Raw genomic sequence first — 24,767 nt, forward strand, 5'->3', positions numbered from 1 at the left:
ACGAAAGGGTGATCGCTCACCCCATCGCAATTGACGCCTTATCAGAAAGAAATGAGCTATCCCCGGGTAGTTGTGCGCGGAGCGGAACCGGAAGGGTGCGCACAGTGATCACCGGACCCTGCCGCGCAGGGTCGTGAGCAGATACGCGCAGAGCAGAGCGGTCACCGACAACGTCAGCGCGCCGCCCACGGGTTGGGCGACCACGCGGGCCGCCGCCTCCAGATAGCGTTCTCCCCCGAAGGGCCACTGCGACAGGAACACCTCCCGCACGCGCGCGGGAAAGCCAGCGGCCGTTCGCACTGCCGGTCCACTGAAGGCCCTTTGTACGAGGGGTACGACGACGACGGGTACGGCGACCAACGCCGCGAGTCCGGCCGCGGTGGACCGGAAGACACCGGCGCCCAGCACCCCGGCCCAGGCACACCCGACGACGAGCCCGGCCCAACTCGCGACCGGCGAGAGCCAGTCCGCGGGGACCTGTGCGACTTCCCGCCCGTAGAGCAGATAGAGCGCCGCGGTGTCGCAGCCCGCTGTGAGGAGGGCGAGCGTCAGCGCGGTGGCGGCTGCCACGAGGAGCTTCGCGGTGAGCAGCCCCAGCCGACGGGGCACCGTGCCGCGGTCCGCCGCCAGGGCGGGGTGGCGGAACTCGTCGCCGAAGGAGAGCGCGCCGAGCAGTCCCGCGCCGAGCGCGGCGGGCGGCAGCGGCAACCCCTTCGGCCAGGCGGCCAGCAGCCGCGGCTGCGCGGTGTGACCGGCCCGGGCGAGGAGCATGGCGACGAGGACGGACCCGAGGATCACGGCGGCCCCGGTGAGGAGGCCCGTGCCGATGCCGGTGGCGCGGCGGATCTCGTAGCGCAGGGGACGCAGCGGGCCCCGGGCGGAACGGACCGAGATGGGGGGCGGAAGCGGGGACCGCACGCCGGAACCGGGCCCCTCGGGGGCGCGCGTGCCCGGCGACGGCGCCAGAACGGCGGCGAGGTTCGGCCACGGGGCGGCGTGGTACGGCGGCCGCATCACCTCGGACTCGTTGGACTCTTCCAGCCGCTCGGACGCTTCCGGCTCTTCCGGTTCATGGGGTTCTTGGGCTTCGTGGGGTTCATGGGACTCTTCCGGCGCGTCGAGCCACTGGGGTTCCTCCGCCCCATCCGACTCTTGCGGCTCTTCCGGCTCTTCCGGCTCTTCCGGCTCGTCGGACGCGCGGGCGAGGGCCGGGTGCCCGGCAGCGGCATCCGCCGTCGGTACCGCACCGGTCGCGTGCGGGCTGCCGGGGGTCTGCGCCGGCACCTTCGCCGAGGCCCCGCCCGCCCCGCCCGCCCCGGGCCCCATGTCGCCCACTTCGTCGGCGAGTCGGTGGACGAGGATGCCGTGCCGGAAGGCGGTCTCGCCGATGTCGGCGCAGCTACTGCCATAGACGGCAAGGCGGTTGCCGCCCTCACGGACGATCTCGACGGAGAGCTGTGCGGCCCGCGACTCCTTGGCGAGCACGGCGGCGAGGCGGGCGGCGTGCGGACTGCGGACTGCGACGCGGGGGCGCAGCCTGGTGCGGGCGAAGTCACCGGCTTCCTGATCGGCGACAAGCCTGCCTTTCTCCAACGTGACGACATGGTCGGCGTTGCGTGCCGCCTCCTTGGTGTCGGCCGTGGTGAACAGGACCGTGCCACCCTGGTCGGCGTGGGCCCGCAGTACGCCGTGCAGCCAGCGGGCTTCACGGGCGGAGAGCCCGCCGGCCGGGTCGTCCAGCACGAGTGTGTGCGGGTCGGCCAGCAGGGCGCAGGCGAGGCCGAGGCGGCGGTCCATGCCCCGGGAGAGGGCGCCCAGGCGCTCATGGCGCAGGCTGACGAGGTCGACCGCCTCGAGGACTTCATCGGCCCGGCGGGCCGGAACGCCCGCGGCGGCGCACAGCATGCGCAGATGACCGCGGACCGTGCGGACCGGATGCCCGGGTACGTCGCCCAGCAGGACGCCGACTTCACGCGCCGGGTGAGCGATGCGGTGCAGGGGGCGCCCCCTGAAGTGGGTGACGCCACGGCCCGGTTGGAGTTCGAGCATGAGTCTGAGCGCCGTCGTCTTGCCCGCGCCCGGTGTCCCGAGCAATACGGTGACGCGGCCCGCGCCCGCCTCGAACGAGACGTCGTCCACGGCGGGCGGAAGCTCCTTACGCGGGTTGCTGGTCAGTCCGAAGGCCTGGATCACCGCAGCAACATAGCGTGCCATATCCGGTTTTTCGGACATCACGCAGCCAACTGTGCGGGCCGTGACGGAGCCGGTCGGATCCCTGTTCGCCGTTCGCTCCCGAGCCCGCCCGGGCGGCCGGTCTCCCGGATCCCGGGCCGGCCGCACTCGTCACACCTCGGGGCGCAGCATCGGCGGGTTGAGCAGCGTGGCCCCGCCGGCCCGGAACAACTGGGCCGGCCGGCCGCCCTGACGCGTCGTGGTCCCGCCGGTGGGGACCAGGAAGCCCGGCGTCCCCGTCACCTTGCGATGGAAGTTGCGCGGATCGAGCGCCACGCCCCACACCGCCTCGTAGACCCGGCGCAGCTCGCCGACGGTGAACTCGGCCGGGCAGAACGCCGTGGCGAGCGACGAGTACTCGATTTTGGAACGGGCGCGCTCGACGCCGTCGGCCAGGATCTGGGCGTGGTCGAAGGCGAGCGGCGCGACCGGTTCGCCGTCACGGCCGTACCCGCCCTGCTGCAGCAGCTCGTCCACCGGCGCCCAGCGTGCGTTGCTCGCGTCGCCACCGGCCCGGGGAGGGGGCAGGTCGGGAGCGAGCGCGAGGTGGGCGACGCTGACAACCCGCATCCGGGGGTCCCGCTTGGGGTCGCCGTAGGTGGCGAGCTGCTCGAGGTGAGCGCCGTTGCCCTGGACGGGGGCTGCCGGGTCGTGGGCGCGCAGCCCGGTCTCTTCCGCCAGCTCACGCGCTGCCGCCTGCGCCAGGTCCTCGTCGGCCCGGACGAAACCGCCCGGAAGCGCCCAGCGCCCCTGGAACGGCGGTTCGCCCCTGCGTACCGCCAACGCGCACAGGGCATGGCGGCGCACGGTCAGCACGACCAGATCCACGGTGACGGCGAAGGGCGGAAAGGCTGACGGGTCGTAGGGCATGCGGCGATCATAGTCGTCTGCCTGACGATAAACACTCCTTTCGTCGGCCGCTTCGGTGGCTGATCCACTTCGGTCCGGGGGTGGGCCTCACCATGTGTTCCGGCTCGTGGTGCGGCACCGCGCGGGCCCGTGCCGAGGCGCGGGGAGGCATGTGGTCCGCCCACCAACTGCCCTGCCGGGGGCGACCGTCCGGGTGTGGAGCGCCGGCACTCCGCGCCCGGCCCGGCGCCGCGCACCGGGGCGGTGCCGACGGCACGCCGGCGGACGTCGGCGGACGGCAGCGGGCCTCGGCCGCTCAGGCGTCGTCGCTCGTGGACCTGCCGGCTCCGGGGCGGGCGTCGCGGTGCCGTGCCGCGTCCCTCCTTGTGACGCGCGGGCGCCTGCCGTCGGTCCGGGGGACGTCGGAGCGCCTGGTGTCCATGGTCGGCGTGCGGGGACGCGGAACTTCCGGCCTTCGGCCGTCCGTCTTCACCGGCCTGGCGGTACCGCCGGCGGAACGCGTACGGCGCCGCAGACGGGAAGGCGCGTGCGGCAGGGCCCCCGGCGCGGTGAGGTCACCGTCCTCCGGCCTCTCGGCTTCCTGCTCGGCGCGGGTCCGCCGCGTGCGTGCCGCGCTGCCCCGACGCTCCGTGCGCAGACAGCGGCGGATCGACTCGGGGTCCAGTCCCTCGTTGCACGCCTGGTGCAGCAGGCGGGCGAAGAGGTAATCGGGGTCCGCTCCGAGTGCCATGGCCAGTGCCTCGCGGGCCTCCAGGTCGTCGCCGCCGGACCAGGCGACCCAGCCGGCGAGGGTGAGCGGCGCCGCTGCGTGTTCACGGTACGGGCCGACGCACCGGCGGGCCAGGGCCCGCCACAGGCGGAGCGCCGGGCCGGCTTCGTCGCCCTCCATCCAGGCGGCCGCACGGTCGCGCGTCGTCCGGTCCTGCAGACCGAGAATCAGCGCCGCGGCCTGCTCGTGCCCCAGCAGGTCGTCGTCCCGGAGGTCGGCTTCGAGTGTGCCGGACACCGGTGGCGCCTCGGCCAGCCTGCGCAGCATCCGGTCGGCCAGCTCCAGCGTCTCCTGGGCGACCGCCGCGCGGCCCGCGCCGTCGAGGATCCTCGGGACGAGCGCCATGTTGGCGGCGTCGAGGGCCGTCTCCTGTTCGAGGGCCGCGGCGGTCTCCCAGGGCAGCAGCCTGGCCCGCAGCTCGCTCAGACCGCCCCGCACCCGCAGGCCGGCGTACGCGGCCGCGGCGGCCAGCACGGAGGTGCCGGGCAGGCCCATCGGCAGACCTTCGGGCGGGCAGCACCGCTCGTTGTCGCAGCAGTACGACCAGAAGCGGCCGTCCGAGATGCACAGCGCCTCGACCACCGGTACGTCGAGACGACCGCACTCGGTGCGCAGTCGCTGGGCCAGCGGGCGCAGGCGCAGCATGACCTCGCGTCCCGATTCGCCCTTTCCGGGTTCCTGGCACAGATAGGCGACCATCTGCTCGGGGCGTGCACCCCTGCGCTCACTGCCCGTGACCAGCCCGTGGGTCAGTTGCCGGGCGGCGGAGTCCCAGTCTTCCGCGTTCGGGGGGATGCCGAGCCGGGCCCGACCGCCGAACCTGCCCCGACCGTCCCTGTCGTGCAGCGCGACCAGAACGATGCTGTCCTCGGGGCGGTAGCCGAGCAGGTACGGCAGGGCGTCCGCCAGTTCGGCGGGGGTCCGCAGCGTGACCTGCTGCTCGGCGCCGTGACTCTCGTAGGGGGTGCATTCCAGGCGGTTCCGGCCGGCGTGGGGTGCGTCGTACACAGCGTGTGCGGCGCGCCCCTCTGGTACGGAGCACTCGTCGGGTACGGCGCGCTCGTCGGGTGCGGCGATGTCGCCGTTCTCGGGTGATCCCGTGGTTTCGTCGCGGTTCGTCATGCGCCGACGATCTCGCGGATCGCGCAATTCGGTCCGGCCCTGTGGACAAGTCCGGTCGCGAACACGTCAGGGCATGCTCCGCAGGGCGCTCATCTCACCAAAACGCCAGGTCAGGGGGGTCTCTGCATAGGACAGCAACTTGTACGACCATCACATGCCCCGCCGCGTCGCATCTCGATCGGCGTCCACCCGCACCGTCCGACCGGTCCGGATTGTCAGTGCCGTCCTGTTGGATGGGACGCATGGAGCACACGAGCAACGCGGATCTCCGGGCGGCCGCCGACGCGGTTCTCGCCCGCCTCGTCGGGGACGCCACGGGGACGGCGCGCCTGCGCGAGGACCAGTGGCGCGCGATCGAGGCCCTGGTCGCCGACAGACGCCGGGCGCTCGTCGTGCAGCGCACGGGGTGGGGCAAGTCCGCGGTCTACTTCGTCGCGACCTCGCTCCTGCGGGCCCAGGGCAGCGGCCCCACCGTGATCGTCTCCCCGCTGCTCGCGCTGATGCGCAACCAGGTCGACGCCGCGGCCCGGGCCGGCATCCACGCCCGCACCATCAACTCCGCCAACACCGAGGAGTGGGACACCGTCCAGGCCGAGATCGCGGCGGGCGAGGTCGACGTTCTGCTGGTCAGCCCGGAGCGGCTCAACAACCCGGACTTCCGGGACCAGGTGCTGCCCAAGCTCGCCGCCGCCACCGGGCTCCTCGTGGTGGACGAGGCCCACTGCATCTCCGACTGGGGGCACGACTTCCGTCCGGACTACCGGCGGCTGCGCACCATGCTCGGCGATCTCCCGCCGGGGGTTCCGGTGCTCGCGACCACCGCCACCGCCAACGCGCGGGTGACCGCCGACGTCGCCGAGCAGCTCGGTACCGGCGGCTCCACGGACGCGCTCGTGCTGCGTGGTCCGCTCGACCGCGAGAGCCTGAGTCTGGCCGTCCTGCGACTGCCGGACGCGGCTCACCGGATGGCCTGGCTCGCCGACCACCTGGACGAGCTGCCGGGTTCCGGGATCGTCTACACCCTCACCGTGGCCGCCGCCGAGGAGGTCACCGCGTTCCTCCGGCACCGGGGGCACACCGTCGCCTCGTACACGGGCAGGACGGAGAACGCCGATCGGCAGCAGGCAGAGGACGACCTGCTCGCCAACCGGGTGAAGGCGCTGGTCGCCACCTCCGCGCTGGGCATGGGCTTCGACAAGCCGGACCTCGGTTTCGTGGTGCACCTGGGGTCTCCGTCCTCCCCCATCGCCTACTACCAGCAGGTGGGCCGTGCCGGACGCGGAGTCGAGCACGCCGAGGTGCTGCTGCTCCCCGGGAAGGAGGACGAGGCGATCTGGGAGTACTTCGCATCTCTCGCCTTCCCGCCGGAAGACCTGGTGCGCCGCACCCTCGACGTCCTCGCGCGCTCGGACAGGCCCCTGTCGCTGCCCGCCCTGGAGCCTCTGGTGGAACTGCGCCGCTCCCGCCTGGAGACCATGCTGAAGGTCCTCGACGTGGACGGGGCGGTCAAGCGGGTCAAGGGCGGCTGGATCGTGACCGGGCAGCCGTGGACCTACGACCGGGAGCGGTACGACTGGGTCGCGCGGCAGCGCAAGGCCGAGCAGCAGGCGATGCGCGAGTATGCGGCCGCGACCGGCTGCCGCATGGAGTTCCTGCAGCGCCAGTTGGACGACGAGGCGGCCAAGCCCTGCGGCCGCTGCGACAACTGCGCGGGGGCCCGGTTCACCGTGGACATGTCCACGACGGCGCTGGCCGCGGCACGGGAGGATCTCGGCCGGGCCGGTGTCGAGGTGGAGCCGCGCCGTATGTGGCCGACCGGGCTCGCCGCCGTGGGCATGGACCTCAAGGGGCGCATCCCCACGGGAGAACAGGCCGGCACAGGACGGGCGTTGGGGCGTCTGTCGGACATCGGCTGGGGCAACCGGCTGCGGCCGATGCTCGCCCCCCAGGCCCCCGACGGGCCCGTCCCGGAGGACGTGGCGAAGGCCGTGGTGGGTGTGCTGGCCGACTGGGCCAGGGGGCCGGGCGGCTGGGCCTCGGGGGCACCGGACGCACCGCCACGTCCGGTCGGCGTGGTCACCGTGCCTTCGCGCACCCGGCCGCGACTGGTCGGCTCCCTGGGCGCACACATCGCGAACGTGGGCCGTCTGCCCCTGCTGGGCTCCCTGGAACACGCCGGCGACGCGCCGCCGGTCTCCCGCAGCAACAGTGCCCAGCGTCTGAAGCTTCTCGACGGCGCGCTGACCGTACCGCCCGCTCTCGCCTCAGCCGTCGCCGAGGCAGGGGGACCGGTCCTGCTCGTGGACGACTTCACCGAGACCGGCTGGACCCTCGCGGTCGCGGCCCGGCTGCTCCGACGTGCCGGTGCGCAGGGAGTGCTGCCACTGGTTCTGGCGGTGCAGGGCTGAGCTCGCCCGACGCCGCCCCTGCGCCTGCGCCAGGGCCGGCCTCACCCCCGACGCCCTGTCCGGCCATGGCGCTCCGGACGGAGCACCGCTGCGTTCACCACCCAACCGGTCACGAAGAGTGAGTGAATCCGAGGTGAACGATCGCATCAGGCGTCACACCACCGACCAGCGGGTAGGGATATAAACCACACACCACCGAATTTCGGACGGTGACGCCAATTGCTCGTTGCCGCAATCAAGTTCGACAGGAAGAATTGAAGTCCGCTCCCCGCACGGCTCGTCCGTGGACCGGTAGGGCTCTGCTGCGGTGCGCGCTCCCCCGAAATCCGACCCTGCCCGCAGTGTGGGCGCGTAGCCGAAGGGAGGACCGTGACCTTCGGAATCGCTCCGTCCCCCGCGGCAGCCACGTCGACTTCTGCCGACTTGTCCGCCGCTTCCGCCACCCCCCTGGCCCGCATGCTCGAACCGGCGGAGTGGGCCGCCGCCGGCATCCCTCTGCTGGGCAATCCACGTGAGGTTGTCAGCGGGCTGCACTCCCGTCACCACCCCAGGCCGGGGATGGCTGTCGTGGCGGTACTCGACCCGGACGAACGGCTGCGGGCGAGTGCCTCGTTCGTCCGTCGCACGGCTCAAGCCGACGGGTGGCTGTTCCGCAACGTGCTGCTGGCCCAACTGCGCCGGATCATCCCCCACGACCTGCGCCGCCGGACGCCGGTGCGGACCGCCGTGCTGCTCTACTGCCGCGACGGGGACGCGCGTTGGACCGAGGAGGACGGCGCGTGGATGTGGGGCCTGCGTGACGCCTGCACGCTGCACGGCCTGCGCTGCGGGGCCTACATCACTCTGACCCGCGACGGCTGGCAGGTCCTCGGTGAGGGCCGCGGCGGGCGCCACCCCAACGCGGAGTCCACGCCGGGGCCGTTCAGCCTGTCCGAGGCGCCGCTCCCGCTGCCGCGCACCGGCGGTGCCGCCTCGGAGATCCTGCGCCGCGTGGCGGCTCGCTGAGCGCAGCGGTCACCTGCCGCACCGGCGGCGAGGCGGGGCTCTCCGGCACCGCTCGCCGCACACTCCGCCGCACACGGAAGCTGTGTCCCGCGCCGCGCCGGGGACGGCCGCGCCGCGCCGGGGACCCATCCACCGGACGGGGCGCGTAACCGCCCGGGACGGCTCCCTCCCCGGGAAGGCTCCCTGCCCAGAACGGCTCCCTGCACCAGGGGTGCCTCCGTCACGCCGCGCCGCTGCCGTGCGCGAACGCACAGCGATGGACGGCGGCGCACATGGGCAAGTGCCCCTTCGACCCACGTCCGAGCCACACCGTGTACACGCCTGGCCCCTGCGGGGCGGGAGGCGCACATGGCGGCGAGGCGCCCGGAGGCACGTCACCCCGCAGGCACGACGACGCCACCGACGCCGGTCCCGTCGCCTCGGAATTCACCCCGGCCCCGGAACCGCACGGAGGCTTCCGGAATTGGAAGCCGCAGCCGTGGTCCGGGCACGCCGAACCACCCACTGTGCCGACGCCGCTCACAGCGGCGTACTCGTCGCTCCGTCGGCACGCGAACGTGCCGGGACGGAATCAGACGCCTGCGCCCAGCACCGAGTTGATCGTCTGCGGGTCGCCGCAGACGATCAGCAGAGCACCGGCCCGGGCATGGGCCAGCGGCAGCGCGGTGGCGGCCACCGCGTCGGAACCGCCGTTGACGGCGACCACGACCACGGGACGCGAGGCGGCACGCTCGGCGAAGGCGGCTTCGGTGTAGAAGACGTCGTCGCCGGCGTCGTGCTGCGCCCAGTAGGAGGCTTCACCGAAGGACAGCTCGTGGGCGGCCCATGGATGCTGTTCACCGGTGGTGATCACCAGCACGTCACCGGGGGCACGACCCGACTCCAGCAGCAGGTCCACGGCCTCCTCGGCGGCGTCGAGCGCGCCGTCGACCGAGGCCGGGATCAGCTGGATCTGCGGGGTCGCCGAAGCCGTGGCGGTGGCGGCGGGTGCAGCGGGGCCCGACGGGGCGGGCTTGGCCGGAGCCACGTCACGCGGCGTACGCTGCGCCGGCGGCGCGGGCCGGAAGGGGCCCGGGCGACCGGGGCGCGGCGGAGCCGCTGGACGGGGGCCGGGTACGGGGCGGGGGGTCGGCGCGGTACGGCCGCTGGCCGGGGTGGCGCGGGGACCCTGGGCACTCTCGTGAATCTGAGGCTCCTCGGGAATGAGAGGCATGAGCTGATTTTTATCAAACATTGGTACGGCCCGCGTCGGCGGGTGGCACACAAGTGCGAGCGGAACGTCAGAAGTCGAAGCCGAGCTGACCCTCGATCTCCGGAACGCTTCCGTCCGCCCAACTGCGGGCCTTCTTGAGGTGCCGCCACTGGGGCAGCGCATCAAGATACGCCCACGACAAGCGGTGGTACGGGGTGGGACCCCGCTTCTCCAGTGCGGCCTTGTGCACGGGTGACGGATACCCGGCGTTGTCCGCAAAACCGAAGTCTGCATGGTCGATACCCAGTTCGGCCATCATTTTGTCGCGCTGAACCTTGGCGATCACCGAGGCCGCCGCGACCGCCACGCAGGACCGGTCACCCTTGATCACCGTCCGGACCCGCCAGGGAGCCCCGAGGTAGTCGTGCTTCCCGTCGAGGATCACGGCTTCGGGGCGGACCGGCAGCGCTTCCAGGGCACGCACCGCCGCCAGCCGCAGCGCGGCGGTCATCCCCATGTCGTCTATCTCCTCCGGGGATGCGTGCCCCAAGGCGTACGACGTGACCCACTCCCGCAGGTGCGCGGCGAGTTCGGTGCGGCGCCTGACGGTGAGCAGCTTGGAGTCGGTGAGGCCTTCGGGGGGTCGGCGCAGTCCGGTGATCGCCGCGCAGACGGTGACGGGGCCGGCCCACGCGCCGCGCCCCACCTCGTCGACACCGGCAATGACCTTCGCTCCGGTCGTGGCGCGCAGTGAGCGCTCGACGGTGTGAGTGGGTGGCTCGTACGGCATGGCGCCCTTAGCGTACGCCGCCGGGATCACCCGGCGACACCCCGGTTCCCGCAGCCGTGCCGAGGGCGCCGCGTCCCGCCGTCAGGCGCTGCTCGGCCTCAGCAGCGGAACCATCAACTGGTCGATCATCTCCTCGAGATCGCGATCGCTCCATTCACTTCCGCACATCTTGGAGCGGTACATCATCATGGCCGGGATGGCGTCGAAGACATAGCTGTTGGCCGCATCGGATCGCACTTCCCCGCGACCTATTCCACGGGTGATGACCTCTCTGAGCAGCTTCAAGGTGGGTTCCACTATCTGGTCGTAGATGACGCCGTGGAAGCGCTCGGCCTGCACGGGATCACATTCGTGAATCACCGCGCGAACGGCGGAGCCGGGGAGAGAGAACATGGCCTCGCGCGCCAGCCGGCACAGCTCGAGCAGATCCGCGCGGACGCTGCCGAGATCGGGTGCGGTCTCGACGCGCGGCAGTCCGGCCTGCAGCGCGTCCGCGACGAGGTCCTCCTTGGACGGCCAGCGGCGATAGACCGCCGCCTTGCCCGTCTGGGCGCCGGCGGCGACGCCCTCCATGGTGAGGCCTTTCCAGCCAACCGTACTGAGCTGCTCCAACGCGGCGTCGAGGATCGCGCGTTCGAGCACGGCTCCGCGCCGACGGAGGGACGTCGCCCCAGCGGGGGCGGCCGTCCAGCGCGAGGTAACCATCTGAGTTTCTCCAGCGAGCGGGGTGGGGGACGTCGGGGGTCGATGAGCCGCACGGCGACGACGGGGGATCCGCCGGGCGACGACAAGCCGAGTGAACGCTTGCGTTCACTACTGGGGACTCACTACCGTGGGGCGCGAAAGTGAACGCCCGCGTTCACTAACGGACTCGTGGGGGACCCATAGTGACAACCTCTCCGTTGATACAGGTACAGAAGCCAGGGGCGGCCCGCCGGGGCGGGCACCCCGGCATCGCGCTCACCGTCATCGCGGCCTGCCAACTCATGGTGGTACTCGACGCGACGATTGTGAACATCGCCCTTCCGCACATTCAAGAAGCCCTCGCCTTCAGCACCACCGACCTCACCTGGGTCGTCAGCGCCTACACGCTCACCTTCGGCGGACTGCTGCTCCTCGGGGGCCGGGCCGGTGACATCCTCGGCCGACGCCGGGTCTTCATGACCGGCATCCTGCTGTTCACCCTGGCCTCGCTGCTCGGCGGACTCGCCCAGGAGCCCTGGCAGCTGCTGGCCGCCCGCGTCCTGCAGGGCATGGGTGGCGCGATCGCCTCGCCCACCGCGCTGGCGCTCATCACCACCACGTTCCCCGAAGGGCCCGAACGCAACCGGGCCTTCGGGGTCTTCGCCGCGGTCTCGGCGGGCGGTGGCGCCATCGGCCTTCTCGCCGGCGGCATGCTCACGGAGTGGCTCGACTGGCGCTGGGTGCTCTTCGTCAACGTGCCGATCGGTGTGGCGATCGCCCTGCTCGCGCCGCTGTACATCCACGAGTCCGAAAGGCACACCGGACGTTTCGACATCGCCGGCGCGCTGACCTCGACCTCCGGCATGGCGTCCCTGGTCTACGGCTTCATCCGGGCCGCCGACGAGGGCTGGCGGGACAGCCTCACCATCGGCTCCTTCGGCGCCGCGGTGGTCCTGCTGGCCGCCTTCGCGTTCATCGAATCGCGGGCCAAGGAACCCATCACGCCGCTGCGGATGTTCGCCGACCGCAACCGCTCGGGCACGTACCTGATCATGCTGAGCCTGGCCGCGGCGATGTTCGGCATGTTCTTCTACATCGTGCTCTTCGTGCAGAACGTGCTGGGTTACAGCCCGATCCAGGCCGGTTTCGCGTTCCTGCCGGTGACGGTCGTGATCGCGCTCGGCGCGGGGCTGTCGCAGCGGTTCCTGCCGGTGCTCGGGCCCAAGCCGTTCATGCTGACGGGCTCGGCCTTGGCGGTGCTCGGACTGGCCTGGCAGAGCCTGATCAGCTCCGACAGCTCGTACGCGGGCGGAGTGCTCGGGCCGATGCTGGTGTTCGGCTTCGGGATGGGGCTGAACTTCGTGACCTTGACGGTCACCGCGGTCTCCGGTGTCGCACAGCACGAGGCGGGCGCGGCCTCCGGGCTGCTCAACACCACCCAGCAGGTCGGCGGTTCGCTGGGCCTGTCGATCCTGACGACGGTGTTCGGCTCGGCCGGCAAGGACGAGGCGGACAAGCAGGTGACGAAATTCCTCGCCGAGGGCTCGCCGCAGCAGAAGGCGGAGTTCGCCAAGACGCACCGGTTGCCCGCGCCCTGGGGGCACGAAGTGCTCGCCCACGGCATCTCGACGGGCTTCATCGCGGCTACGGCCATGGCCGTGCTCGCCCTCGCCAGCGCCTGGCTGGTGATCCGGGTCCGCAAGAGCGACCTGGACGCCCTCGCCGGCACGACCGCTCCGCCGGCCGGCTGACCGGGCCGGCCCGGCGGCGGGCCGCGGATGGCCGGTCCCGGTCCGGGGGACCGACGACGAGGACCCCGGACCGGCCATCCGCACCGCCCCTCCGACCGCCCACGTCCAAAGACCCCACGGCAAGAACACCATGGCCACCCCCGCGCCTCTCCACACAGCAACTGCCACGAGAACGACGGCCGGTCACGGAGAGTTCCCACCGCACACGGACAGTTTCCGTCCCGCCGGTACCCCCGCGCCATGCCGCACCGCGCAGCGCGGCGCCGCGCTACCCGGAGATCCCGTACGGATCCGGATCCCGCCACCGCTCGAAGGGCCGGTCGAGCACGTACTTGCCGTCGTCACCGAGTTCCAGCATCCGCATCTCGGCGTTCCCGGGGTTCGACAGGGACTCGAACTCCGCGACCGTCCAGTGGAACCAGCGCATGCAGAACAGCCGCATGGCCAGACCGTGGGTCACCAGCAGCACGTTCGGCGGGTGATCGGGCGCCTCGAAGCTGCGGTACAGGCTCTCCAGGAAGCCGCCGACCCGGTCGTACACGTCGGCCCCGGACTCGCCCTGGGCGAAGCGGTAGAAGAAGTGGCCGTAGGCGTCCCGGTAGGCCTTCTGGAGACGTACGTCGTCGCAGTCCTGCCAGTTTCCCCAGTCCTGTTCGCGCAGCCGGGGCTCCTCGCGCACGCGTATGAGGTCCGGGTCGAGGTGGAAGGCGCGCAGGGTCTCGTGCGTACGACGGTACGGCGACACGTACACGCTGACGCGTTCGCGTCCGAACAGCCCGCGCAGCCGGTTTCCGGTCTCCTCGGCCTGGCGCCGGCCGCGCTCGGTCAGGGCCAGGGCGTGGTCGGGCTCACGCTCGTAGACGGTGTCATCAACATTGCCCTTTGACTCCCCGTGCCGGACAAGAACGATGCGCCGTGGTCGTGCCATGCCGAAACCCTAGATCGGGTCGCGGCAGATCGAGCACTCGTACGGTCTCCATACGGTGTAGGTCACACGGTCCCGTCCCGTGGACGCCGTCGCGAGAGGCCGCCGAAGGGCACAGCCGGAGAGCACCGCCGGAGGCACAGCCGGAGGGCGCAGCCGGGACTCCGGCGCCCTCACCGGACCGGTCACACCGTCCAGGTCGGTTCGAGATCCACGATGGCGCCCGTGAGGGCCGCGATGTCCGCCTCCGTCTGGGCCCGCAGGGCGAGCCGCTCTACGCGCTCGGTGCGGTACTTGCCGTGCTCGGCGGCCGAGTGCCACATCGACAGCACCAGGAACTCGTGCCCCGGCCCCTCCCCGAACAGGCCCCGGAGCATGCCGGGCGAGCCGGCCATGGCGGGGTTCCAGACCTTCTCCTGCATGAGCGTGAAGTGCTCGGCGCGCTCCTCGTGGACCCGGCAGAGAGCCGCCCGGACGAGGTCGGCGTCGGTGAAACGCGGTTCGAAGCCCGTCTTCACGTCGAAGCGGTACTCGAACAGTTTGGCCTGTGCGTTCTTGAAGGTCCCCGACTGGGCCGCCGCCAGCCGGTCGTGGGAACGGGCCATGAAGGAGTCGTAGAAGGAACGGCTCTCCCAGAAGGAGAAGACGTGCGCCACGCCCGGCCGTCCCCTGCTCCAGCCACCGCCCTGTCCCCGAAACCCCGGCTCTCCCAGAAGCCCCGCCCACTTTCGCTGCCCCCGCTCGAAACCGCGGCGGTCCACCACGGTGCAGCGAATCCACTTGACCAGCACCGCGCCATGGTAAGGCCCAGAAACGTGGCGGCGGTCACGCTCCGGCCGACAACGCCCCCGGACACCTTCACCCGCGCGTGGCAGGATGGACAACCGCCCTTGTCTGCGCGGCAGTTAGGGCGACAACGGCATAGGGAGAAGGGGACTCGGGTGAGCGCCATCAACAAGGGCATCCGCAAGGTCGAAGTCGCGATCAAGTGGGATCCCAGTCCGGCGGGCGAGCCGCCCACCGATCTGGACATCGTGGCGGCGACCTATACGACGGACGATCCGTACGGTGATCCGGCCTATGTGGTGCACTTCGACAGCCGCTCCCCCGACGGCACCATCTACCTCAACCGGGACAGCCACGACGGCAAGGGGTTCGGCTGGGACGAGGTGATGACGCTGGAGCTGGAGCGGCTCAGCGAGCGGTACGCGCGTGTGGTGGTCGGCGTGGTGATCCAGCAGCGGCCCGCGCGGCGGACGTTCGTCGGTGTGCGCAGCGCGGGCCTGCGCATCCGGGAGGGGTACACCGTGCTGGCCGAGGACGACTTCGGCGGCGTCCTCGGGGCGACGGCGGCGACCGTCGCGGAGTTCGTGCGGGAGGGCGACACCGTCTGGGACTACCACCCCGGCATCCACGGCTTCGACGACGACCCGGCGACGTTCACCCGCACCATGGGCCGGGTACGCCGGTCCTGACCCGCGTCGCCGCCGCGCACGGCCGGGAGGGGCGCCGACACATGGTCGGCGCCCCTCTCGTGTGAAGCGTCCGTCAGGCGGGGACGAGCCCCGCCCGGGTCAGCTGCAGCCGCTGGTGGAGCCGCAGCCCTCGCAGATGTAGCAGGAGCCGGCCCGCTGCATCTTGGTGCCGCAGGAGAAGCACAGCGGGGCGTCGGCCTGGATGCCGAGCTGCATCTCCACCAGTTCGGCGCTGGTGTGCGCCTGCTTCGGGGCGGGCTGGGCCGCCTCGACCTCGGCCCTCGGCGTGGCGACGGCCTTCAGCTCCTGGGCGCGCGGCGCCGACTGGGCCAGGCCCTCGACGTCGACCTCGTCGTCCGACGGCTCGTAGGAGCCGGTCTCGAGGTGGCGCTGACGCTCCTCGGCGGAGTGGATGCCGAGCGCGGAGCGGGTCTCGAAGGGCAGGAAGTCGAGCGCCAGGCGACGGAAGATGTAGTCGACGATCGACTGCGCCATCCGCACGTCCGGGTCGTCCGTCATGCCGGCCGGCTCGAAGCGCATGTTGGTGAACTTCGAGACGTACGTCTCCAGCGGCACGCCGTACTGCAGGCCCACGGAGACGGCGATGGAGAAGGCGTCCATCATGCCGGCGAGGGTCGAGCCCTGCTTGGACATCTTCAGGAAGACCTCGCCGAGTCCGTCGTCCGGGTAGGAGTTGGCCGTCATGTAGCCCTCGGCGCCGCCGACCGTGAAGGACGTCGTGATGCCGGGGCGGCCCTTGGGGAGGCGCTTGCGGACCGGACGGTACTCGACGACCTTCTCGACCTTGGACTCCGCGGCCGGCTGCTCGGCCTTCGTCTCCGTCGTCTCCTTCTTCTTGGCGGAGAGCGGCTGGCCGACCTTGCAGTTGTCGCGGTAGATCGCGAGGGCCTTGATGCCCAGCTTCCAGGCCTCGAAGTAGATCTCCTCGACCTCCTCGACGGTCGCCGTCTCCGGCATGTTGACCGTCTTGGACAGCGCGCCGGAGATCCACGGCTGGATCGCGGCCATCATGCGGACGTGGCCCATCGGGGAGATGGCGCGCTCGCCCATGGCACAGTCGAACACCTCGTAGTGCTCGTGCTTGAGGCCGGGGGCGTCGATCACGTTGCCGTGCTCGGCGATGTGGGCGACGACCGCCTCGATCTGCTCCTCCTGGTAGCCCAGGCGGCGCAGGGCCTGCGGGACGGTGCCGTTGACGATCTGCATCGAGCCGCCGCCGACCAGCTTCTTGAACTTGACCAGGGCGAGGTCGGGCTCGAGGCCGGTGGTGTCGCAGGACATCGCCAGACCGATGGTGCCGGTCGGCGCGATCACGGACGCCTGGGAGTTGCGGAAGCCGTTCTTCTCGCCCAGGTGCAGCACGTCCTGCCAGGACTCCGTGGCGGCGGCCCAGATCGGCGTGTCGAGGTCGTCCATGCGGACGGCCACGGCGTTGGCGTCGGCGTGCTGCTTCATGACGCGGTTGTGGGCGTCGGCGTTGCGGGCGTAGCCGTCGTACGGGCCGACGACCGCGGCGAGCTCGGCGGAGCGCTTGTACGCCGTGCCGGTCATGAGGGAGGTGACGGCGCCGGCGAGGGCGCGGCCGCCGTCGGAGTCGTAGGCGTGGCCGGTCGCCATCAGCAGGGCGCCGAGGTTGGCGTAGCCGATGCCGAGCTGGCGGAACGCGCGCGTGTTCTCGCCGATCTTCTGGGTCGGGAAGTCGGCGAAGCAGATGGAGATGTCCATCGCGGTGATGACGAGCTCGACGACCTTGGTGAAGCGGTCGACGTCGAAGGACTGGCTGCCCTTGCCGTCGTCCTTCAGGAACTTCATCAGGTTCAGCGAGGCGAGGTTGCAGGACGTGTTGTCCAGGTGCATGTACTCGCTGCAGGGGTTGGAGCCGTTGATGCGGCCGGACTCCGGGCAGGTGTGCCAGTGGTTGATGGTGTCGTCGTACTGGATGCCCGGGTCGGCGCAGGCCCAGGCCGCCTCCGCCATCTTGCGGAAGAGGGACTTGGCGTCGACCTCCTCGATCACCTCGCCGGTCATCCGCGCCCGCAGGCCGAACTTGCCGCCGGACTCGACCGCCTTCATGAACTCGTCGTTGACGCGGACCGAGTTGTTGGCGTTCTGGTACTGGACGGAGGTGATGTCCTCGCCGCCGAGGTCCATGTCGAAGCCCGCGTCGCGCAGGGCGCGGATCTTCTCCTCTTCCTTCACCTTGGTCTCGATGAAGTCCTCGATGTCGGGGTGGTCGACGTCGAGGATGACCATCTTGGCGGCCCGGCGGGTGGCGCCGCCGGACTTGATGGTGCCGGCGGAGGCGTCGGCACCGCGCATGAAGGAGACGGGACCCGAGGCGTTGCCGCCGGAGGACAGCAGTTCCTTGGAGGAGCGGATGCGGGAGAGGTTCAGGCCGGCGCCGGAGCCGCCCTTGAAGATCATGCCCTCTTCCTTGTACCAGTCGAGGATCGACTCCATGGAGTCGTCGACGGACAGGATGAAGCAGGCGGAGACCTGCTGGGGCTGCGGCGTGCCGACGTTGAACCAGACGGGGCTGTTGAAGCTGAAGACCTGGTGCAGGAGGGCGTACGCCAGCTCGTGCTCGAAGATCTCGGCGTCGGCGGGCGAGGCGAAGTACTTGTAGTCCTCGCCGGCCTTCCGGTACGTCTTCACGATGCGGTCGATCAGCTGCTTGAGGCCGGTCTCGCGCTGCGGGGTGCCGACGGCACCGCGGAAGTACTTGCTGGTGACGATGTTGACCGCGTTCACCGACCAGAAGTCGGGGAACTCGACGCCGCGCTGCTCGAAGTTGACCGAGCCGTCGCGCCAGTTGGTCATGACGACGTCACGGCGCTCCCAGGTCACCTCGTCGTACGGGTGCAGGCCCGGGGTGGTGTGGATGCGCTCGATACGCAGCCCCTTGCCGGCCTTGGCTCCCTTGGCTCGGGAACCTCGTGCCGGACCGCTCGCCGTCTCTGTCATGCCGCCTCCCTGGTACGGGCGAAACGCCCTGAAGTGCCCCGAATGTTCCCGTGGCACGGTGTGGTGTCTGATGTCGCGGGCGCCCTCTCACTGCCGCCCGCAACAGGTCTTCGATCGCCGCCGTCCGGCCGGTCCCGGGGCCTCGAGCCCGGTTCCGGCTCTCCGGTCAGTCGGCGGCGTGGGCGGGCTCGGGGACCTGGACGGTCTCCCCGGGCCCGGATTCGTCTTCTTCGTCTTCCCGGCTCTCCGCGACAGCGTCCTCACGGCCGTCGTCGTCCGCGGCGGCGCGTCGCGTCTCCTCCCTGAGTTCCGCGATCGCGGCCTCGAAGTCCTCGAGCGAGTCGAACGCCCGGTAGACGGAGGCGAACCGCAGATACGCGACGAGGTCGAGTTCCTGCAACGGACCGAGGATGGCCAGCCCCACGTCGTGGGTGGTCAGCTCGGCGCTCCCGGTGGCCCGCACCGCCTCCTCGACCCGCTGGCCGAGCTGGGCCAGCGCGTCCTCGGTGACGGGCCGCCCCTGGCACGCCTTGCGCACGCCGTTGATGACCTTGGTGCGGCTGAAGGGCTCGGTGACTCCGGACCGCTTGATCACCATCAGTGAGCACGTCTCCACCGTCGTGAAACGACGGGAGCAGTCAGGACACTGGCGGCGCCTGCGGATCGACGTGCCGTCGTCGGTCGTACGACTGTCGACGACACGGCTGTCGGGGTGCCTGCAGAAGGGGCAGTGCATGGTTCCCAACCCTCCTCACAGCAGACTCAACAACCTCGCTGGGCCTCACGAGCCCCTCGAAGCAGCCCCCAGCATAGGCGATCTCCGGAGGTCCGAAGACCCGGGGCACCACAACTTCTGGGCTGCTGTCGCAATCCAACCACTAGATGTGGGGATTGGCTCATACACACAGGTCGCCCGCGCGTGTCGCGCGATGTCGGGCCGGGCACGGCGCGCCGGGACGGCCGACGCGGGCAGGCCGGCCCGGCGCGACGAGGCGGGCGCGGCGCGACGGGCACGCGGCGGCGGCACTCGCCGGGACCCGTCCGCGCACGGCGGCGGCACTCGCCGGGACGCGGCGAACACGTCCGCGCACAGCCGTACCGTCACCGCGCGTGCGGGGATAGCGTGGGCGCCACAGGGAGGGGGCGTGGGACTCCCGCGCAGACGCGGAGCCGGTCCCGGCCGACGGCCTTCCGGATGGCAGACTGGGGCGGCGACCCACAAGGTCACCGGCCCGGCGGTGAAGAGTACAACAACGCGCTCTTCCCCCCTGCCGGGCGCCGCGTCAGCCATACACCCAAACACGCGATCGCGTCAGGTAACTCGCAGTTTTTCACTCGAACGTGTGTTTGGCGCAACCTTTCGAAAGCAACTACCGTTGTCCAGCAGGGAGACCATCGAGAGGGGCCGACGTGACCACCACCGCAGACAGCGCCACCATCACTGCCCAGGACCGCTCCCAGGGCCGACTCGAGCCGGTGCATGCGATGAACGAAATTGTGAACGCCGAGGGACCCAAGCGCTCCCTGCCGGGCCGACCTCCAGGCATCCGGGCGGACAGCTCCGGGCTCACCGACCGGCAGCGCCGGGTGATCGAGGTCATCAGGGACTCCGTGCAGCGGCGCGGCTACCCGCCGTCGATGCGGGAGATCGGCCAGGCGGTCGGCCTGTCCAGCACCTCCTCGGTCGCCCACCAGCTGATGGCGCTGGAGCGCAAGGGCTTCCTGCGCCGCGACCCGCACCGCCCGCGCGCGTACGAGGTGCGCGGCTCCGACCAGGCCGCCTCCGTGCAGCCCACCGACACCGCCGGCAAGCCCGCCGCGTCGTACGTCCCGCTGGTCGGCCGCATCGCCGCCGGTGGTCCGATCCTCGCCGAGGAGTCGGTGGAGGACGTCTTCCCCCTGCCCCGCCAGCTCGTGGGCGACGGTGAGCTGTTCGTGCTGAAGGTCGTCGGCGACTCGATGATCGAGGCCGCGATCTGCGACGGCGACTGGGTCACGGTGCGCCGCCAGCCCGTCGCCGAGAACGGCGACATCGTGGCCGCCATGCTCGACGGCGAGGCCACCGTCAAGCGCTTCAAGCGCGAGGACGGCCACGTCTGGCTGCTCCCGCACAACTCCGCGTACGAGCCGATCCCCGGCGACGACGCGACCATCCTGGGCAAGGTGGTGGCGGTGCTGCGGCGCGTGTGACCGCCGCAGCGAGCGGTCCTGCGTCGGAACCGCTCCCTGACCGGGCCCCGGGACCACTGCGCCGGTTCCGGGGCCCTGCACTGTCCCCGGCCGCCCTCGGGGCCGTCGGGCGGGGCCGGGGGTCCTACTGGGCCTCTGCCTCCGTCTGCTTCGCCGTCGCGTCGATCGCCGCCAGCGACCTGCGCACCTGGTTGCGGTCCGTGGTGTACCAGAAGTCGGGCAGTGACGCCTTCAGGTAACTCCCGTACCGGGCGGTGGCCAGCCGCTGGTCCAGCACCGCGACCACACCGCGGTCCCCCGACGCCCGTACGAGGCGGCCGGCGCCCTGGGCCATCAGGAGCGCGGCGTGGGTGGCGGCGACCGCCATGAAGCCGTTGCCGCCGGCGTCCTCCACCGCCTTCTGGCGGGCGCTCATCAGCGGATCGTCCGGCCGCGGGAACGGGATCTTGTCCATCACCACCAACTGGCAGCTGGGGCCGGGGACGTCGACGCCCTGCCAGAGCGACAGGGTGCCGAAGAGGCAGGTCCGCGGGTCGGCCGCGAAGTTCTTGATCAGCTCCCCGAGGGTCTCCTCGCCCTGGAGCAAGATCGGGAACTCGGGGATGCGGGAACGCAGCTCCTCGGCGGCGAGCTGGGCCCCCCGCATCGAGGAGAACAGGCCCAGCGTGCGGCCTCCCGCCGCCTGGATCAGCTCCGTCAGCTCGTCGAGCATGTCCGCGCGGTCGCCGTCGCGGGCGGGACGGGCCAGGTGCTTGGCGACGTAGAGGATGCCCTGCTTGCGGTAGTCGAAGGGGGAGCCGACGTCGATGCCCTTCCACTGCGGCACGTCGTCGCCCTCGGTGCCCTCCGGGGCGAGGCCCAGGGACGCGCCGACGCCGTTGAAGTCCCCGCCCAGTTTCAGCGTCGCGGACGCCAGGATCACGGAGCGGTCCGCGAAGAGCTTCTCCCGCAGCAGGCCCGACACGGACATGGGGGCCACCCGCAGGGAGGCGCCGCTGTACCGATATGCGGCTCCGCCGCGGGGCTCATGGCGCTCGTACCAGACGACGTCCCACTCGGCGCCGTTCACCACTCTCTCCGCCACGTCGTGCACCGACTCCACGGAGGCGAGGGCCTGCTTGCGGACCGCGTCCTCGTCCTGGACGGACTTGTCGCGGGTCGCGCCGATCGCGGAGATCACCGTACGGCAGGCGTCGCGCAGCGCCATGAGGGCGTAGCCGAGGTCCTCGGGGATCTCCTCCAGGCGGCCCGGCAGGGCCAGCTCCATCAGCCGCTCGAAGCCCTCGGCGGCGGTCTGGAGCTGGTCGGCGGCCTTCTCGTTGACCAGCTTCGCCGCGCGGCGCACCGCACGGTTGACCTGGCCGGGGGTGAGCTCGCCGGTGGCGACGCCGGTGACCCGCGAGACCAGCTCGTGCGCCTCGTCGACGATCAGCACCTCGTGCTGCGGCAGGACCGGGGCTCCCTCGATGGCGTCGATGGCGAGCAGCGCGTGGTTGGTGACGACGACCTCGGCCAGCTTGGCGCGCTCGCGGGCCATCTCGGCGAAGCATTCGGCGCCGTACGCGCACTTGGACGCGCCCAGGCACTCGCGGGACGAGACCGACACCTGGGACCAGGCACGGTCGGAGACCCCGGGCGTGAGGTCGTCGCGGTCGCCGGACTCGGTCTCGTCCGCCCAGTCACGCAGCCGCAGCAGGTCCTGGCCCAGCTTGCTGGTGGGCGCGGCCGCCTCGAACTGGTCGAAGAGGCCCTCCTCCTCGTCCTGCGGGACGCCCTCGTGGAGGCGGTGCAGGCACAGGTAGTTCGACCGGCCCTTGAGCATCGCGAACTCCGGGCGGCGGCGCAGCAGGGGGTGCAGCGCGTCGACCGTGCGCGGCAGGTCCCGCTCGACGAGCTGGCGCTGCAGGGCGAGGGTGGCCGTGGCCACGACGACGCGGTCTCCGTGCGCGAGGGCGGGCACCAGGTAGCCCAGCGACTTGCCGGTGCCGGTGCCGGCCTGGACCAGCAGGTGGGAGCCGTCGTCGATCGCCTCCGCGACGGATTCGGCCATGGTCACCTGGCCGGGGCGCTCCGTGCCGCCGACGGCGGCGACGGCGGCATGCAGGAGTTCGGGGAGTGAGGGCTTCGTCATAGCGCGACCACCCTACGGCCCGGCACTGACAATCGGGCGATCAAGGCGGATCCGGGGGCGGTGGGCGGCACGGCGGCGTTCCTCTCGCGAGACGGGACGAGACAGGTTCCTCGACGGGCACGGCGCCCCGTGGCGGCCGGTGCGGTCACGGGCCGCCGCCACCACGTCCGCTTCCCCCGGTCCGCGGAACCGCACGCGGCAGGGTGCCGAGCAGCTCGGTGACGAACGCGTCCTCGGCCGGCGTCGCGTGGTCCGGGACGTGCAGGGCGCGCCCGAGTCGAGGACCCCCGCGGATCGCCTCCGGGACGACGGGGTGGTCGTGGCCCAGACGGGCGTCCCGGCGCAGGAGTGGCAGTCGAGGCAGCGGCGCCCGTCGGCGCCCTCGATGGTCGGCCCGCGGGCCCGCACCGGGACGATCGGCAGGGCACGCGCGTAGGTGGGTGCCGCGGACTCCCGTGCGGTCGGCGACCGCCGCGACACCGCGGACCTCGGTCGGCTCCGCGGGACCGTGTCGTGCGCAGACTCGGCCACGTTCTCCTCGTCCTCCCTTCCCCCGGGCACGGAGGAGCCGCACGCGCGCGGCCTACCCCCCAACCGCTACAACCCCGCCCCGCCCGACGGGTTACGGCCGGGACCGAGATCCTTCTGCGCTCCAGGGGCGGCCCTGGCCCCCGCAACGCGGGCCGCGTACGACGCCGTTGGCGTCGGCGTGAACCGACTCCCGCTCGCGGAGCGGCAGGTCAGAAGCCTTGTAGCCGAACCGTTGCCGTTCCGTCGGAACTCCCCCACAGCGAGCGCATAGTGTGTGGTGCCGTTGCGACGAACCGGGGCAGCGCGTGCGGTCACGGTCGCAGCGCCCGGTTCTTTCACCACCTCAGGGGGAGTTCAGACCATGCGATCCACCAGGCCGCCGTTCACCGCTCGCAGTGGGGGGAGCGTACGCCGCAGGACCTCCCCCGTTCTCGCCGCCGTCGCCCTCGCCTCGGCGCTGGCGCTCACCGCCACCGGTTGTTCCTCCGGTGACGCCAAGGCCGACAGCCAGGCCTCCGCCACCGCCACCGGCGGCAGCGACGGCAAGATCCAGATACCCGACGACATCAAGCAGAAGCTCAAGGAGCACGGGTTCGACCTCGACAAGTGGAAGAACGGCGCCTGGAAGAACTGGGACAAGGACGACTGGCTGCGTGAGGCCGACGAGTTCATCAACCCGATCATCAAGGGCCTGTGGGACCCGGACCGCATGCGTGACGCCGAGGACCCCGACAAGAGCGTCGACGAGAACGACATCTCCGGCGACCAGGGGGTGACCGACCCGACGCCCTCGCCGGTGCAGGCGAAGGCCGTGGCTCCCACGTACCACGCCAACGCCGCGACGGCGGGCAAGGTGTTCTTCGACTCGCCCGAGGGCACGATGGTCTGCTCGGCGACCGTGGTGAAGGACCCCGCGCACCCGGGCAAGTCCAACCTGGTGTGGACGGCGGGCCACTGCGTGCACGCGGGCAAGAAGGGCGGCTGGTACCGCAACATCGCGTTCGTGCCGTCGTACAACGACGCGGGCCGGACGGCCGACCAGTTGCAGAACGCCACCCGGGAGGAGGTCGCTCCGTACGGTGTGTGGTGGGGCGACTGGGCGCAGACCTCGGACCAGTGGATCGAGCAGGGCGGGGAGACCGGCGGCGACGGCGCCTCGTACGACTTCGCGGTCATCCATGTGACCCCGGAGAAGGGCGGCAACGGCAAGTCCCTGGAGGAGACGGTCGGTTCGGCTCTTCCGGTGAACTTCGACGCCCCGGCCGTGCCGAAGGTCTCCGCCATCACGGCGACCGGCTACCCGGCCGCGGCCCCCTACGACGGGCAGAAGCTGTACCAGTGCACGGACAAGCCGGGCCGGCTGTCGATGAACACCTCCGACCCGACGATGTACCGCATCGGCTGCACCATGACCGGCGGTTCGTCCGGCGGCGGCTGGGTCGAGACGGGCTCGGACGGCAAGCCGGCGCTGGTGTCCAACACCTCGATCGGCCCGGTGACGTCGGGCTGGCTGGCCGGTCCGCGGCTGGGTGACGTGGCCAAGGGCGTGTACGACGAGGTGAGCGGGAAGTTCGCCAAGCAGTGAACGACGCCGAAGGCCCGCTCCTCGCTGGGCGCTTTCTAGGGGTCGTCGCAACACGTGGTCGTGTTGGTCAGGCCGCGAGCAGTTTATGCAGGCGCTCGGCTGGGGTTTCCCAGCCGAGCGTT

The 24,767-nt window shown here is 71.5% G+C and carries 17 protein-coding genes and 1 pseudogene; 6 read left to right on the plus strand and 12 right to left on the minus strand.

Translation table 11 applies throughout. From position 1 onward, the window contains the following. Positions 1-108: 108 nt before the first annotated feature. From ACZ5GT_RS29830 to ACZ5GT_RS29840, 3 genes are all read right to left on the minus strand, one after another. Entirely contained in the window at positions 109-2,193 is a 2,085-nt protein-coding gene (locus ACZ5GT_RS29830; RefSeq protein ID WP_469032257.1) for an ABC transporter ATP-binding protein, read from the minus strand. A gap of 150 nt (positions 2,194-2,343) precedes the next feature. Beyond that, positions 2,344-3,102 carry an NUDIX hydrolase gene (locus tag ACZ5GT_RS29835; RefSeq protein ID WP_360754777.1) on the minus strand — a complete coding sequence of 253 codons (759 nt, stop codon included), beginning with the start codon at positions 3,100-3,102 and terminating at the stop codon, positions 2,344-2,346. A 295-nt stretch (positions 3,103-3,397) separates the two neighbouring features. Continuing rightward, on the minus strand, positions 3,398-4,993 hold the full coding sequence (locus ACZ5GT_RS29840; protein ID WP_469032210.1) for a DUF4192 domain-containing protein: 1,596 nt from the start codon (positions 4,991-4,993) through the stop codon (positions 3,398-3,400). Between the two features lie 242 nt (positions 4,994-5,235). On the opposite strand from ACZ5GT_RS29840, the gene ACZ5GT_RS29845 reads away from it, so the two are divergent. Then, positions 5,236-7,401 carry a RecQ family ATP-dependent DNA helicase gene (locus tag ACZ5GT_RS29845; protein ID WP_469032212.1) on the plus strand — a complete coding sequence of 722 codons (2,166 nt, stop codon included), beginning with the start codon at positions 5,236-5,238 and terminating at the stop codon, positions 7,399-7,401. 369 nt (positions 7,402-7,770) lie between these two features. Continuing rightward, a complete protein-coding gene (locus ACZ5GT_RS29850; protein ID WP_469032216.1) occupies positions 7,771-8,406 on the plus strand; it encodes a hypothetical protein in 636 nt (211 codons plus the stop codon). A gap of 571 nt (positions 8,407-8,977) precedes the next feature. Here the strand turns inward: ACZ5GT_RS29850 and ACZ5GT_RS29855 are convergent. The 3 genes from ACZ5GT_RS29855 to ACZ5GT_RS29865 form a co-directional block, all read right to left on the minus strand. Beyond that, entirely contained in the window at positions 8,978-9,619 is a 642-nt protein-coding gene (locus tag ACZ5GT_RS29855; RefSeq protein ID WP_469032220.1) for a hypothetical protein, read from the minus strand. Positions 9,620-9,686: 67 nt separating this feature from the next. Continuing rightward, positions 9,687-10,388, minus strand: a complete 702-nt coding sequence (locus ACZ5GT_RS29860) for a ribonuclease HII (RefSeq protein WP_469032225.1) — start codon at positions 10,386-10,388, stop codon at positions 9,687-9,689. Positions 10,389-10,469: 81 nt separating this feature from the next. Beyond that, positions 10,470-11,093, minus strand: a complete 624-nt coding sequence (locus ACZ5GT_RS29865) for a TetR/AcrR family transcriptional regulator (protein WP_469032228.1) — start codon at positions 11,091-11,093, stop codon at positions 10,470-10,472. A gap of 182 nt (positions 11,094-11,275) precedes the next feature. Here ACZ5GT_RS29865 and ACZ5GT_RS29870 point away from each other — a divergent pair, with 182 nt between their 5' ends. Beyond that, entirely contained in the window at positions 11,276-12,823 is a 1,548-nt protein-coding gene (locus ACZ5GT_RS29870) for an MFS transporter (protein ID WP_469032230.1), read from the plus strand. A 268-nt stretch (positions 12,824-13,091) separates the two neighbouring features. Here ACZ5GT_RS29870 and ACZ5GT_RS29875 read toward each other — a convergent pair whose 3' ends face one another. Continuing rightward, a complete protein-coding gene (locus ACZ5GT_RS29875; RefSeq protein ID WP_469032233.1) occupies positions 13,092-13,751 on the minus strand; it encodes a histidine phosphatase family protein in 660 nt (219 codons plus the stop codon). Between the two features lie 182 nt (positions 13,752-13,933). Next, on the minus strand, positions 13,934-14,539 hold the full coding sequence (locus ACZ5GT_RS29880) for a YdbC family protein (protein WP_469032234.1): 606 nt from the start codon (positions 14,537-14,539) through the stop codon (positions 13,934-13,936). Positions 14,540-14,689: 150 nt separating this feature from the next. Between ACZ5GT_RS29880 and ACZ5GT_RS29885 the strand changes: the two genes are divergently transcribed. Further along, positions 14,690-15,223, plus strand: a complete 534-nt coding sequence (locus tag ACZ5GT_RS29885) for a TerD family protein (protein ID WP_469032236.1) — start codon at positions 14,690-14,692, stop codon at positions 15,221-15,223. Positions 15,224-15,322: 99 nt separating this feature from the next. Here ACZ5GT_RS29885 and ACZ5GT_RS29890 read toward each other — a convergent pair whose 3' ends face one another. Beyond that, positions 15,323-18,208, minus strand: a complete 2,886-nt coding sequence (locus tag ACZ5GT_RS29890; protein WP_469032238.1) for a vitamin B12-dependent ribonucleotide reductase — start codon at positions 18,206-18,208, stop codon at positions 15,323-15,325. A gap of 166 nt (positions 18,209-18,374) precedes the next feature. Then, positions 18,375-18,944 carry a transcriptional regulator NrdR gene (nrdR, locus tag ACZ5GT_RS29895; protein ID WP_469032241.1) on the minus strand — a complete coding sequence of 190 codons (570 nt, stop codon included), beginning with the start codon at positions 18,942-18,944 and terminating at the stop codon, positions 18,375-18,377. A 674-nt stretch (positions 18,945-19,618) separates the two neighbouring features. On the opposite strand from nrdR, the gene lexA reads away from it, so the two are divergent. Then, entirely contained in the window at positions 19,619-20,398 is a 780-nt protein-coding gene (gene lexA, locus ACZ5GT_RS29900) for a transcriptional repressor LexA (RefSeq protein ID WP_469032243.1), read from the plus strand. A gap of 124 nt (positions 20,399-20,522) precedes the next feature. On the opposite strand, the gene ACZ5GT_RS29905 is transcribed toward lexA, so the two are convergent. Both ACZ5GT_RS29905 and ACZ5GT_RS29910 read right to left on the minus strand, forming a co-directional pair. Continuing rightward, positions 20,523-22,529, minus strand: coding sequence for an ATP-dependent DNA helicase (locus tag ACZ5GT_RS29905; protein ID WP_469032247.1), 2,007 nt, complete (start codon positions 22,527-22,529; stop codon positions 20,523-20,525). Between the two features lie 126 nt (positions 22,530-22,655). After that, positions 22,656-23,060, minus strand: a pseudogene (locus ACZ5GT_RS29910) (aspartate aminotransferase family protein); the annotation flags it as partial. 361 nt (positions 23,061-23,421) lie between these two features. Between ACZ5GT_RS29910 and ACZ5GT_RS29915 the strand changes: the two are divergent. After that, positions 23,422-24,645: a trypsin-like serine peptidase gene (locus tag ACZ5GT_RS29915; RefSeq protein WP_469032250.1), complete on the plus strand. Its 1,224-nt coding sequence runs from the start codon at positions 23,422-23,424 to the stop codon at positions 24,643-24,645. Positions 24,646-24,767 lie beyond the last annotated feature (122 nt).

Source organism: Streptomyces sp. NPDC031340 (assembly GCF_055569945.1).